Raw genomic sequence first — 13,789 nt, 5'->3', positions numbered from 1 at the left:
ATGGATATAGATTTTAAAATTAAACGATTTAATGAATTAGAGCTGTTAGAGTTATATAAAATTCTGCGCTTACGCGCAGAAGTATTTGTAGTAGAGCAAGATTGTGTTTACCAAGATGTTGATGATAAAGATCAAAAAGCACTACATGTCATTGGATATAAAAACAATGAAATTATAGCATACACAAGAATATTTAATTCAGGAGATTATTTTGATAAAGCAAGTATTGGTCGAGTAGTGGTGTCAGAAAATCAGAGAAAATATGGTTATGGGCACGATTTGATAAAGAAAAGCATAGAAGGAATAAAAGAGCAATTTAGAACAGACCAAATTAAAATATCAGCTCAGTGTTATCTGAAGAAGTTTTACGAAAAACACAGTTTTAAACAAATAGGGAATGAATATTTAGAAGACGGTATTCCGCATATTGCGATGATAAGATCATAAACAACAAAAGCCAGCTAAATGTTGCCGGCTTTTGTTGTTCATTATTTTAAAATCTTTTCATATTTGGCGCTATTTCCAAGAATTTCCTTACTCTTCTCTATTTCGGGGTTATGCTTTATGTAATAGTCATAAAGTCCTTCTCTATAAGCATATCGTTTTACAATTTCATCAGTAAGTAGATTGGCTATTTCAGTTTTGTAGGTGTCCAGACCCTTCTCTTTTGATGCTTTTATAGAGGCTAGCAAAGCATCATAACTTTCTGAAATATCTTTATCCAGCTTGTCTCTTCTGGCCACTTCCAGGGATTTTTTAAGAGATTTCTCGGTAGCAGTTTCATAATCAAAACCATTTTGTTTTACAAAACTTTTAAAATCTTCATAATCTTTATCAGTCAATTTAAATTTTGAGATATCATCTATTTTATGAGAATAGTAGTATTTAGTGCCATAATCAAATATGGCGTCCGATTGTAGTAATGATGTTGTGATATTACTAAACTTTGATGTTTCCATTTCTATATCAGGCTGTATTCCACCTCCATCATAAACAGTTCTACCATTTTTAGTTTTAAAAGCTTTAAAATCTTTTTCGCTTATACGAACAGCTTTGTTATTTTCATCTCTATTCCAATAATCTAATGCTTGAATACATCTTCCACTAGGCGTGTAGTAGCGTGATATGGTTATTTTTAACTGTGTACCGTAAGTTAGTTTTTTTGGTCGTTGTACTAACCCTTTCCCAAAACTTCTGGCACCAATAACAATACCTCTATCTAAATCCTGAATACTTCCGGCAACAATTTCGCTTGCAGAAGCACTTCTACCATTTACCAATACCACCAATGGAATTTCTATATCTATTGGAGTTTTTTTAGTGAAGTATTCTTTGTTGTATTTCTTTACAACTGATTTAGTGGTAGTAATTAACTCTCCCTTTGGAACAAAAATATTGGTAACATTAATAGCTTCGCTTAGTAAACCTCCCGGATTTCCTCTTAGGTCAAGAATAATTTTATCTGCACCTTTGGCTTTTAGATCTTTTAAGGCTGAAACCGTTTCTGAAGATGCTTTATTATTGAATTTAGATAATACAATGTATCCTGTGTTATCATCCAACAGAGTAAAGAATGGAACCGCTTTTACCTCAATTTCTTCTCTGGTAAGAATGGTTGTTTTTGTCTGATTTTGTCTTTTGTAAGTAATTTCTACCTCAGTACCACTAGCCCCTTTTAGAAGTTCTCCCGCATCTTCTTCAAAATCTGAAACTACTACGTCACCAATCTGAATAATCTCATCTCCTGCTTTGAGACCTGCTTTGTCTGCAGGATAATCTTTATAAGGCTCTACAATAATTATTTTGTCTTTAACAGTCTTTACTGAAGCTCCAATACCAGTATATTCTCCTGCATTTCTAATTTTAGAGGCCTCAACATCTTGTTCGTTCCAATACTTAGTATAAGGATCCAGATCATCTAACATAGCTTTAATAGCAGTATCCATAAGTTCTGCAGGATTGGTTTCATCTACATAATTCATGTTTAGCTCTTTAAACATGGTTGTAAAAATTTCAATCTGTTTTGCAATTTCAAAAAAATCAGACTTGAAACTTACCGTAGATAGTAGAACAATAATTGCAATAGCAGGATAAAGGATTTTCTTTTTCATAGGTTTCATCTTTCTCATTTTCATTAATAACCATAACCCCACATTAAGGAGTTTTGATTTCTTTAGCGATAAACTGCTGTAATATTTCTTTTAATTTAGTTTCAATCAATTTATAATCAGGCATTTCTTTTCCTGTGTACAAAAACATAAAAGTAAACTGATGAGTAGTGTTGTCGATTACAATATACTTATTTTTTCTATAACTTTCACGTAGCAAACGTTTTATACGATTTCGATTTACAGCACTTTTAAAATTACGTTTACTAACCGATACTGCTGCCTGAATTGGAGTATCATTTTCTAGTGTTGTTTGGCGGTAAATTAAGCGAATAGGATATTTAGAAATACTTTTTCCTTCAGAAAAAAGAAGCTCTATTTCTTTTTTACTTTTTAGCTTTTCATTTCTACCAAAAGTTGTTTTCATATCAGGGTAAAAGTAGCATTAAGATTTTAGATATGTTATTCTTAAAATAAAAATCCATTGTCATGAAATTACAACAATGGATTTTATATCTAAAAGTAAAAGCTGTTTTATCGTTTATTAAAAACTATGGCTTTAGTTCTGGAAGCAGAATTTAATTGAAGGATATAATTCCCTTGATTTAAATCGCTTACGTTAACTTGTTTATTTGCGTTTAGCACACCGGTTTTAACTTTTTTACCGTCAATGCTAAATACTGAATAGTCTAAATCTCCTTGAACAAAGGAATCTTCTATTACAATATTGATCACATCATTTGCCGGTATTGGCCAGGCAACAAAGCTATCGTTGGAAGCATCAAATTCATCAACAGAAAGAGAGGCTTCTAAAGTTCCCTCATACATTCCATTTCCGTGAGTACCTATTAAAAGTTTATTATTAGATGGTTTATATGCTAAAGCGCTGACCACAGCAAAACCAATTTGATTAGGACCTTCTATTTCCCAATCAACATTAACTGGATCTGTAGAGCTGTATAATCCTCTAGCAGTTCCTACAAAATATCTTGTCTCATTATCTACTTCTGTGATTGCAGCAGATCGTATAGAGAATGCATCTAAGTTTCTTTCTGCTACAGTCCAGGTTGGTCTACCGGCAGTAGCATTGGTAGTTACATAAATATTAGTAACTCCATAATTAGAATAAGTAACCATCGCTATATCATTATTATTAGGGTGTACAGCAATACCACTAACTACGCCAGTAGCACCTGGAGGAGTAACATTTCTTAAAGAAGTAAGAGTTCTATTTAATGGATCATTTAACTTAAATAGAGAACCAGAATTAAGACCAATTAATAAAAAACTATCTGTACTATAAGCACCCCAATTAGCGACCATTTGTGTAATATTTTCTCCAGAACGTAAAGCGCCTAAATTTGTCCAAGTAGCAGATGTAACATCACTTGATGCGTTAGTTCTGTATAGATTATCTCTACCAGCATAGTATAATGCATTATTATTACTAGGATCTAAATAGAAATACGTAACGAATTGGCTATTTGATCCAGCTGGAGTAATCTCTTCTCCATTCGGACAATCTCTAAAAATTGAACCATTTTGAAAACCAAAAAAGAAAGGCACACATTCATTATCTCTTGATATTGCTACTGCTACACCATCTCCACCAGCGATACTAAACATACTATCATTATCTTGAAGCCCTAAACTTGTTCCTCCAGCAGTAGTTCCATTATCCTGTGCTCCACCAATAATAATGTCAGATTCTGCATTAGGATCTGTAGCCACGTGATAATATTGGTATGTTTGATAATTATTGTTTCTACTTCTCCACGAAATGATTTCTCTGTCTAGATCAGCGAAATGAATACCCCCATCTGTACCACTAAATAAAATATCGGGGCTGTTTGGGACAAACTCTAACGCATGAATATCAGGGTGGTGATTATCTCCTTGTCCTAGGTCATACAAATTGTAACTTTGATTATCTCTATAGCCACCAATTCTAATAAAACTTGGATCAGTGGTTATATTTTTTATTCTATAAGCATTTGTTCCTCCTATTATAACATAGTTTTCATTATCGGGTTTAACACTTACAACAAGGTCATAACCCCCTTGAATGGCTATCGGATCATTTCCAGCTAAGTCTCCTCCTGGCTCATCTGGCATTGTATATGTTCTATCTACCCAACTATTTGTGCTGTCGTTCCATTGCCATAGCCCAGCTTCAAATACCCCTCCATTAGTGGTAAAAAATGCATATAAAATATCTTCGTTTGAGGGAGCTATAGCCATTACTGTCCTTCCACTAGCTCCAAAACCAGGAGAAGTATTAGATCCAATTCTGGTATATGTATCAATTCCGTTATCGGATCGCCATATACCTCCAGTGGCCGTTGAAGCTCCAGAAAATGCAGCATACACAATACCGGTACTAGTAATCACTAAATCAGAAAAGAAGTTTCCACCCGAATCTAACTCAACAGTCCAAGTATTGCCATCAAATCTTCTAATTGCTCCGCCAGCACCGGCGTAGAGATCACCAGTAATTGGATGTACAGCAATTTTATACATAAAATCAAAAGGAGAGTCATTCTCTTCCTGTACAGAAGCAGTGCTTTGTATTTGACTCCAAGTTAAACCATTATCTACAGATTGCCATATTCCTTGACCTAAAAAAGTAGCACCAGAAGCAGAAGCAGAATTACCTTGACTCTCTCCTGTCCCATAGTACCAAATATTTTCAAAACCGCTTCTAGGATCTTGAGCTATTGTAGTTACATTATGGATTTCATTATTAGAAGAAACTTTCGTCCAATTTAATCCTCTATCTGTACTCCGAAAAACACCACTACTTACGCCTCCCGCAATTATGGTATTACCTGTTGCATCTGCTCTATCAAACACTAAAGAACGTGTTCTACCTCCAAGATTAGAAGGCCCTCTTGAAATATAAGAAGCGCTCGTTTTAGCATTAGAAGTTTTTGCATTAATCATCATATTATTTGAGGCAATTATTTCTGTATCTTTTTCTTCTTTAGGAATTTTTCCTGTAATTGGATTCACCTGAAGATTGAATTCGTGCTTCCATCTTTCTTCTGTAAAACGTCGACGATCTTCCATCGTTTTCATTTTTTTAGGCCCTTCTTTTTTTATAGGGACAAACACTTTACTAGTTTGATTAGTATCTATTTGATTTTTATTTAAATAATCAAATAGAACAATAAGAGAAATCAAAACTAGAGAAATGGGTATTAGTAATTTTACCTTTTTCATACGTAATAATTTAATTTATATTTACAATTTTTGTTTTTTGAAAATGAAGAACAAATTAATTTTTATTGATTTCCTACCTTCCTTTATAAGGAAAAGAAGAATTATTTTCCCAACTTTTGTATATAACAATTTATGTACTCAAAATCCTAAGAAGGATTAGAATTATTTTTTGGAACAAAAAAAACTAACATATAATTTTATATTTGCTTATTTGAAAGATGTTAGCACCAATTACTTTTATTGAGTAAAGTTATTATTTGCTCTATTTATATCTGCCATTCTGTTTGTTTTATCAATTACAATTGATTTTATGGCCGATTTAGGTTTAGGAATTTCAAAAGTATACGATGGGTTTGTCCAAGGCCAATCGGATAAAAGTGTTCGTTTTATTTGAGGAAATGGATTTTCTTTTTCTTTTCTCATCATTCTTATAGGAATGTAGAAATTTTCTTGAGTACCATCTGTATATTCTACATAAAGATCAATAGGCATAGGCATCAAACCAATGCGTTCTATTGTTATTGAAGTTTTATTTTCTTTTTCTGAAACTTCTTTAATACCATAATCGATGGTATTCGTGGTTTGCGTCCAATCGGTCAAATACCAATCTAGTTGCATTCCAGAAACTTTTTCGGCGACTCTTTTAAAATCGTTAGGAGTAGGATGTTTAAACTTCCATTCCTCGTAATATTTTTTGATGGTTTCTGTAAGGTTTTCCTCTCCGATAACGTATCCAAGTTGTGCCATAAAAACAGCTCCTTTTGCATATGCAGAAGCACCATACGCTCCATTTAGGTTGTATCGATCAGCGTGTGTGGATTGGGGTTGTTCTACTCCGGATGTTGCTAGTTGAAGATAACCCTGGTACATTCCTTCTAATGGATTAGGACTGTTTTGTTTCATTACTTCATCCATTGCCAAGGTAGAGATGTAACTAGTAAAACCTTCATCCATCCATTCGTGCTTAGCCTCATTTGTAGCGAGTATATGCTGGAACCAGGCATGTGCCATTTCGTGAGCTGTAACACCAACCAAACTTCCAAAGCTTCTTCCACCAGTAATCAAGGTACACATTGCATACTCCATCCCACCGTCTCCTCCTTGTATAATAGAGTACTGATCATACGGGTATTTACCTATGTTAGCGCTAAAATATTTCATTAACTCTACAGATTTAGGCTGTAGTTTTTTCCAGTTTTCAAGATATTCTTCTTTATTTTTATATAAAAAATGAAGTGTTGGTCCATCTGGAACTTGTACTGAATCATGAACATATTCTGGATCGGCAGCCCAAGTAAAATCATGGACATTGGGTGCAATAAAATGCCAAGAAAGTTTTTTACCCTTTCTTTTTACTTTTGTTCCAGGTTTTTCATATCCGTATCCTATTTCCTCTGGGTTTTGTAGGTATCCTGATCCTCCTAAAATATAATTCTTATCGATATTGATAGTCACATCAAAATTACCCCATACTCCGTGAAATTCTCTGGCAATGTAAGGATCTGCGTGCCAACCCTCAAAATCATACTCGGCCATTTTTGGATACCATTGAGTCATAGATAAGGCTACATCTTCTTTACTGTTACGTCCTGATCGGCGAATTTGATTTGGAACCTGTCCTTCAAAATCCATTAAAAAAGTTACTTTTTCACCCGGTGCAATAGGTTTATTCAAAGTCACCTCCAGAACAGTACCAGCTGTTTCGTATTGCACTTTTTTTCCATTTTGTTGTAAAGAGGAAACTTTTAAGTATCCGATTTCTTCTGGTGCAAGTTTACTTATTCGATCCATAACCCTAGGATCCGGATCTGCAATATTTCTCGAACGAATATCCATTTCACTTCCTGGTTGAAAAGCGTTGAAGTACAAATGATAAAACACCTGAAATAATGAATCAGGAGAATTATTGGTGTAAATTAATTCTTGTTTTCCGGTATATTGATAATTTTCAACATTCATATCCACGCTCATTTTATAATCAACGTGTTGTTGCCAATAACTTATACTGTTCTGTGCCGAAACACTTAAAAAGGAAAAAAGAAATCCTATTGAGACTATTTTAAACATATTGTACATTTCTTTTATTTAGATAATTTTTCGGCCAGAATAAGGGCATTATAAAGATTCACCATTTTACCGGATTTTGATAACTCGGTAAACTTATCAGATTTCGTTCCGTCTCCACCAACTACAACAGATGCTGTTGTGCTCAAACCACTGTCCATGAGTATTTGTTTTACCTGAGAGGCTTTTAATTTTGGATAATAAGAACGAATAAGTGCAGCAACACCGGCAACTGCTGGCGCGGCCATAGAGGTTCCTTGAAGATACTCGTAAGTATTGGATGGAGTAGTAGCCCATATTTTTACACCAGGAGCAAAAGCATCTACATTGTTCTTTCCATAATTAGAAAAATTTGCAACCAGATTAGAGCCGTATTCATAATTTAAAGCACCTATTGTAATAAAATTATCTGAAATTTCTGAAGAATTATCTGTTTGATCATTGGGATATACTGCTTTTTGATCTAAATCTATTCCTTCATTTCCGGCAGCATTAACAATTAGTACATCTTTTTCACCTGCATATTTTATAGCTTCTCTTACCCATTCAGGATGGGTAGAATAATATTTACCGAAACTAGTGTTTATAACTTTTGCACCATTATCCACTGCGTATCGAATGGCTAAGGCGATGTCCTTATCATATTCATCTCCGTTTGGGACGGCTCTAATAGCCATTATTTTTACGTTTTGTGCGATACCATTAACTCCTTTTCCATTATTTCGCTCTGCAGCAATAATACCTGCAACGTGAGTTCCATGTTTGATGCCTTCTTTTTCAGGATTAGGCCCCATAACTTTGTTGTTTCCATAGTCGGTATCCGTAATGTCGTCTACATTATCCCCAACCTTTTCTCTTCCATCAAAGTCCAGATTAAGATGGTAATTTAACTGTTCTGTAAAATGATCAATACCTTCTTTCAAGTTTTTGATTAAATCTGGAATAGTTTCGTCTTTTTCTAAAAATCCAAACATTTGTGAAAGAACAGCTACATATTGTTGCATTTCAGGGGTTTCTGCCTTTACAGATAATAATTCCTGCTGAGAATAATCTTCTTTCCCTAGAACTTCAGAAATTTTTTCATGAGAGAGTTGAACTTGCTGTAATATTTGTTCGTATCTCGTTTTATTGCTAAGAGCTTCTTGATATTCTTTTTCAAATTCTGCTTTTGCCTCTATGTATGTTTGATACTCCTCTTTATCGGAAGGATTAATAGAAGCTAAATTTTTTCCTTCATATTTCGGCTTCAGCTTTTTCACAATTCTGGTATACTCTAGATTTTCATTTTCAGAGTCACCTAAAAAGTTCCATCCATGGATATCGTCGACATATCCATTTTGATCATCATCTTTTCCGTTATTTTTGATTTCCTTTGGGTTTGTCCAAATAACACCATCAAGATCTTCGTGTTCTATATCTACTCCACTATCAATTACGCCAACAATAACCGTTTGGCCTTTTTTGTTTTTGATTATATCCGTGTATGCTCGGTTAACACTCATACCAGGAATTGTATCGATAGTCAAATCTGCAGCATTCCAGTTTTTTAACTGGGCTTCTGTTAATACCACCGTTTTTAAAGGAATAGTGTCAATATTTTCTATCGGAGTAGAAATTATAGTGGGTGCTCCACAACTGCTCAACAAAATAGATGAAGAAATTGAGGCAATAAGTAATTTATTCGATTTGGGAATCATAGCATTTTTAATTAAATATTTCATTACAAGTAAATGTTTCTTTATATCGTACACCTTTTTCGGTTTGTTGTACAGTTATAATTTCATTATGTGCATCGTGTTCCATAAAAAGGTACCAATTATTCATAGCCGCAGTTTCCAAAAATAATTTTTTTTCAGGTAGTGTTAATAAAGGTCTGGTATCATATCCCATAACGTATGGCAATGGAACATGTCCTGCAGTAGGCAATAAATCTGCCATAAACACGATCGTTTTTTCTTTATATTTTATATGAGGGATCATTTGTTTTTCTGTGTGTCCATCAACAAATAGCACGCCAAACCCTAATTCGGTATTTTTTTGGAATGTTTCTCCGGTTCTATGGATATAATTGAGATGCCCACTTTCTTGAATGGGCATAATATTTTCTTTCAAAAAAGACGCTTTTTCTCGGGCATTAGGCTCTGTGGCCCAGTGCCAATGATTTTTATTGCTCCAAATTTTAGCATTTTTAAAAGCTGGTTCATATCCTGTCTTACTCTGATTCCATTGAATTACTCCACCACAATGATCAAAATGTAAATGAGTTATAAAAACATCTGTTACATCATCTCTATGAAACCCTTTTTCTTTTAAAGATGTCTCTAAATTATCGTCTCCCCAAAGAGAATAATATCCAAAAAACTTCTCTGACTGTTTGTTCCCCATTCCAGTATCTATGAGAATTAACCGATCACCATCCTCAATTAGTAAACATCTCGCAGCGATATCAATCAGGTTATTGGCATCTGCAGGATTTGTTTTATTCCATAAAACTTTTGGCACTACACCAAACATAGCGCCACCATCTAGTTTAAAGTTTCCTGCTTTTACTGCATGTAATTTCATGTTTATGGTTTTAGATGTCGAATAGAACTCTCTGTAAGATTATTTACCATGAAAATCAATAGTTTTCTGTTGGTTTGTTTCGTGATAATTTAAAAATCTTTGCAAAATAGAAAAAATGGCAAGGATCAGGATTTAATTTGTAGACTTTTTAACAATATTTCAGTTTTAAAGAATGTAAGGATATGATTTTTGCGTCGGAAACGCTATATTATTCATTTCAAAGTTGATGAGGTGAAAGAAACCGATGTCATATGAATGAAAAGATACTTATATGCTTTTAATTTTTATTAGAAAGTATAAAATAATAGAAAACTGCCCTATACCGCATAGATTACAAAGTTTTGATAGAGCACAGAATTGTTCTCATAGAAAAGGATAAAATTAGGAAATGAAGATATATTTGTAAAAAAATCACGATATTTTGCTGCTTTAAGCAAACTAACTAAACAATATGGTAGAATTAGCAGGTATTATTATTTTAGGAATTTTAGCTCAATGGGTAGCTTGGAAGTTTAAGATTCCGGCAATTTTACCTTTAATTTTAATCGGACTTTTGGTAGGGCCTCTGGCTACTTTGTATACTGCAGACGGTACTAAATTAATTCAACCTATATATAATGGAGAAGAAGGTTTGTTTCCAGGAGAGAGCCTGTTCTATTTTGTTTCATTGGCAATAGGGATCATATTGTTTGAAGGAGGTTTAACGCTAAGAAGAAGTGAGATACTAAATGTAGCACCGGTAATTTTAAAACTTATTACACTAGGAGCTGCAGTAACCTTTTTTGGAGCGGGCTTTGCAGCTCATTTCGTATTTGATTTAAGCTGGCCTATTTCTTTTTTGTTTTCTTCGTTGATCATTGTTACCGGTCCAACTGTGATTACACCTATTTTGAGAAACATACCATTAAAAAAAGATTTATCTGCAGTCTTAAAATGGGAGGGTATTTTAATTGATCCGATAGGCGCTTTGGTAGCCGTATTAGTTTTTGAATTTATTAGTGTTGGAGAAGGAGAAACATATACTTTAACAGCGTTAATAGAGTTTGGAAAAGTGGTTTTATTTGGCTTTACTTTTGGTTTTACTTTTGCACATGCATTGGCTTTTGCCATTAAGAGAAAAGTAATACCCCATTATTTATTAAATGTTTTCACACTTGCAGCTGTGCTTGCGGTTTTTGTTCTATCCGATCTTTTTGCGCACGAATCCGGACTACTTTCTGTAGTAATTATGGGAATGGTTTTAGGAAACATAGAACTCCCGAATATTGATGAACTCCTTTATTTTAAGGAGTCACTTAGTGTTTTATTAATTTCTATACTTTTTATACTTCTTGCAGCAAATATTAATGTAGATGATTTGGAGTTGGTATTGAATTGGAACGAAGTTGCATTATTTGCCACTGTGGTTTTTATTATTAGGCCATTGGGTGTCTTTTTAAGTTCCATAAACTCTGGTCTAAAACTCAACGAGAAGTTGTTTATCAGCTGGGTAGGACCAAGGGGTATTGTTGCAGCTGGTATCGCATCTTTATTTGGTTTGAAGTTGGCAAGGCAGGGAGAACCTGGAGCAGAATACATAACACCATTGGTCTTTATGATTGTTTTAGGAACCGTTCTTCTAAACGCGACAACAGCAAGGGTATTTGCTAGAATGGTAGGGGTTTTTCTAAAAGAATCAGAAGCTATCCTGATCATTGGGGCGTCCAAAGTTTCCAGAATAATAGCAGCATACTTAAAAGAAAATAATCGTCAAGTAGTTGTGATAGATAGCAATAAAGGAAATATTAAAAAAGCTAAAAATCTGGGCTTAGAAGCCATTGAAGGAAACATTTATAGTGATAAACTTCAGAATGATATTGAGTTAAACGATGTAGGATATTTGATGGCGCTTACGGGAAACAGTGATATCAATAAATATGCGATTAATAAATTCAAAGATCAATTTGGAGAAAATGGCTCTTTCAGATTAGTAAGCTCTGAAGAAATGAATGATCCGGATAATAACCCAAATGAAGGTTTATTTTCTCATACAGGCGGATACAATAAACTGATAGATCTTGCGGAGAAATACCCTGAGATTAATGAAATAAAAGTTGATGATAAAGAGCATTATAAGAAGTTGATTAGTATTACAAAGAAAGACAATGAAATAGTACCTCTTTTTATTAAAGATCCTGAAAAAGGAATTCGAATCATATCAGCTTTCAGCGAAAAACTAGAAGATATTAAAGAAGGTAGTATATTAGCCTATTTAGGTAAATCAATTGATATAGAGGAGGTAAGTTAAACACGACAAAAAACACTTTTGTCCGTTAAACAACACAAAATTAACAGAATTTTTTGTTAATTATAAATTAATCTTCTATATTCGCCTTCGAAAAATTTAAATTTTTAAAACCCAAATTATGAAAAAACTTATGTTTGTTGCCGTTTTCGGTATGGCTTTAGGATTCACTTCTTGTGGAGCAGATGATGTAGTAGATTTTGCTTGTGACCAATTTAGAGATGAATTAAGAGAAAGCGTGCAGGCTGATATAGATGCATATAATGCTGATACGTCATCTACGGCATTATGCGAAGCTGCCAGAGATGCCATTGAATCTTATAGAAGCAATGAGTGTGGAGATAATGCATTTGATGCTGTTTTAAATGATCTTGATTGTACCAGTGGAAACTAATCAACAAAGATTATAATAAAAAGGTGATCATTTCGATCACCTTTTTTTATGTTCTAATCTGTCTCTTTAATCAGGTAAACATATACCGGAAAATGATCACTATATCCTCCTGTGTAGGCTCCATTGGCAAAACTCCTGTATGGATACCCTTTATATCTTCCTCGAGGATTAGCCAGGTAATTCTTATTAAAAACACCGGCTTTATAGTATTTATAGGAACTATAGTCTTTGTCTAAAAGTCCTTTAGAAACAATAATCTGATCAAAAAGGTTCCAACTATCTCTCCAGGCAAGAGAACCAATTCCTTTTTTAGCCATGTTGTACATTGGATTATACAACCCTTTTAATTTTACGTCTTCTTTTTCTGATTTTGCACCAAGTACCTTTTTAACGCTTTTGTTATTTGGATCATCATTCAGGTCACCCATGGTGATGATTTTAGCGTAGGGATCTATATCAAAAAGTGAGTCAATAATCTTTCGGTTCAAAGCTGCAGCTTTTTCTCTTTTGTAACGACTGCGAGCTTCACCACCGCTTCTGGATGGCCAGTGGTTAACAATGACATGAATCAGATCACCATCAAGATATCCACTGACTAATAATTGATCCCTGGTATAAACCCGTTTTTTTTCATCACCATTATTATAGATTAATAATTCGTGTACGCTAGTGTTTACTGGCCTAAACAATGATTTTTGATATAGTAAAGCTACATCAATTCCTCTTCGGTCGGGAGAATCAAATTGCACAATACCATAATCTTTTGGTAAAAGAACAGGTTCGTTGACTAAATCCTCAAGTACCTTTCTGTTTTCTGTTTCCGCCACCCCTATAAGAGCAGGAGCATTTTTAGCAACATCAGATCCAATTTCAGAAATGACCTCGGCCATGTTCTTTAATTTATCTTTATAGATTTCTTCTGTCCAGTGATCTTTTCCGTTCGGTGTCCTATCATCATCATATGTAATAGGGTCATCCTCAGTGTCAAAAAGATTTTCGACGTTATAAAAAGCAATTGTATTAACTTTATATGTTTTCTTTTCTTGCGAAAAAAGAAACATAACCGGGCTTAATACGAAAGCTATAGCAAGTAAATAATTAGATTTCATTATATAATTGAGTATTAACTTTTTGTAAAATGTGGTCAAACTT

10 protein-coding genes are annotated in these 13,789 nt (G+C 33.9%); 3 read left to right on the top strand and 7 right to left on the bottom strand.

The annotated features are described in order from the left end of the window. Positions 1–447, top strand: coding sequence for a GNAT family N-acetyltransferase (locus tag ACE94K_RS03665; protein WP_378180104.1), 447 nt, complete (start codon positions 1–3; stop codon positions 445–447). A 41-nt stretch (positions 448–488) separates the two neighbouring features. Here ACE94K_RS03665 and ACE94K_RS03660 read toward each other — a convergent pair whose 3' ends face one another. From ACE94K_RS03660 to ACE94K_RS03635, 6 genes are all read right to left on the bottom strand, one after another. Continuing rightward, positions 489–2,111: a S41 family peptidase gene (locus ACE94K_RS03660; RefSeq protein ID WP_378180101.1), complete on the bottom strand. Its 1,623-nt coding sequence runs from the start codon at positions 2,109–2,111 to the stop codon at positions 489–491. A 43-nt stretch (positions 2,112–2,154) separates the two neighbouring features. Continuing rightward, positions 2,155–2,535, bottom strand: a complete 381-nt coding sequence (gene rnpA / locus ACE94K_RS03655; RefSeq protein ID WP_378180098.1) for a ribonuclease P protein component — start codon at positions 2,533–2,535, stop codon at positions 2,155–2,157. A gap of 107 nt (positions 2,536–2,642) precedes the next feature. Then, complete coding sequence (locus tag ACE94K_RS03650; RefSeq protein ID WP_378180095.1) at positions 2,643–5,330, bottom strand: T9SS type A sorting domain-containing protein; 2,688 nt, start codon at positions 5,328–5,330, stop codon at positions 2,643–2,645. A gap of 237 nt (positions 5,331–5,567) precedes the next feature. Next, positions 5,568–7,397: a M1 family metallopeptidase gene (locus tag ACE94K_RS03645; protein ID WP_378180092.1), complete on the bottom strand. Its 1,830-nt coding sequence runs from the start codon at positions 7,395–7,397 to the stop codon at positions 5,568–5,570. Positions 7,398–7,411: 14 nt separating this feature from the next. Continuing rightward, positions 7,412–9,115, bottom strand: coding sequence for a S8 family serine peptidase (locus tag ACE94K_RS03640; RefSeq protein ID WP_378180089.1), 1,704 nt, complete (start codon positions 9,113–9,115; stop codon positions 7,412–7,414). Next, positions 9,099–9,959, bottom strand: coding sequence for an MBL fold metallo-hydrolase (locus ACE94K_RS03635; RefSeq protein ID WP_378180086.1), 861 nt, complete (start codon positions 9,957–9,959; stop codon positions 9,099–9,101). Before ACE94K_RS03635 ends, ACE94K_RS03640 begins: the two co-directional genes overlap by 17 nt. A gap of 451 nt (positions 9,960–10,410) precedes the next feature. Between ACE94K_RS03635 and ACE94K_RS03630 the strand changes: the two genes are divergently transcribed. Together ACE94K_RS03630 and ACE94K_RS03625 are read left to right on the top strand one after the other, a co-directional pair. Beyond that, positions 10,411–12,246 carry a cation:proton antiporter gene (locus tag ACE94K_RS03630; RefSeq protein ID WP_378180083.1) on the top strand — a complete coding sequence of 612 codons (1,836 nt, stop codon included), beginning with the start codon at positions 10,411–10,413 and terminating at the stop codon, positions 12,244–12,246. A gap of 118 nt (positions 12,247–12,364) precedes the next feature. After that, positions 12,365–12,637: a hypothetical protein gene (locus tag ACE94K_RS03625; RefSeq protein ID WP_378180081.1), complete on the top strand. Its 273-nt coding sequence runs from the start codon at positions 12,365–12,367 to the stop codon at positions 12,635–12,637. A 53-nt stretch (positions 12,638–12,690) separates the two neighbouring features. Here ACE94K_RS03625 and ACE94K_RS03620 read toward each other — a convergent pair whose 3' ends face one another. Beyond that, on the bottom strand, positions 12,691–13,746 hold the full coding sequence (locus ACE94K_RS03620; RefSeq protein ID WP_378180078.1) for an endonuclease/exonuclease/phosphatase family protein: 1,056 nt from the start codon (positions 13,744–13,746) through the stop codon (positions 12,691–12,693). Positions 13,747–13,789: the final 43 nt, after the last annotated feature.

Origin of the sequence: Aquimarina besae, from assembly GCF_042434905.1 — a bacterium.
In the GTDB taxonomy this organism is placed as follows: domain Bacteria; phylum Bacteroidota; class Bacteroidia; order Flavobacteriales; family Flavobacteriaceae; genus Aquimarina.
This window is presented reverse-complemented; position numbering and strand designations above follow the sequence as displayed.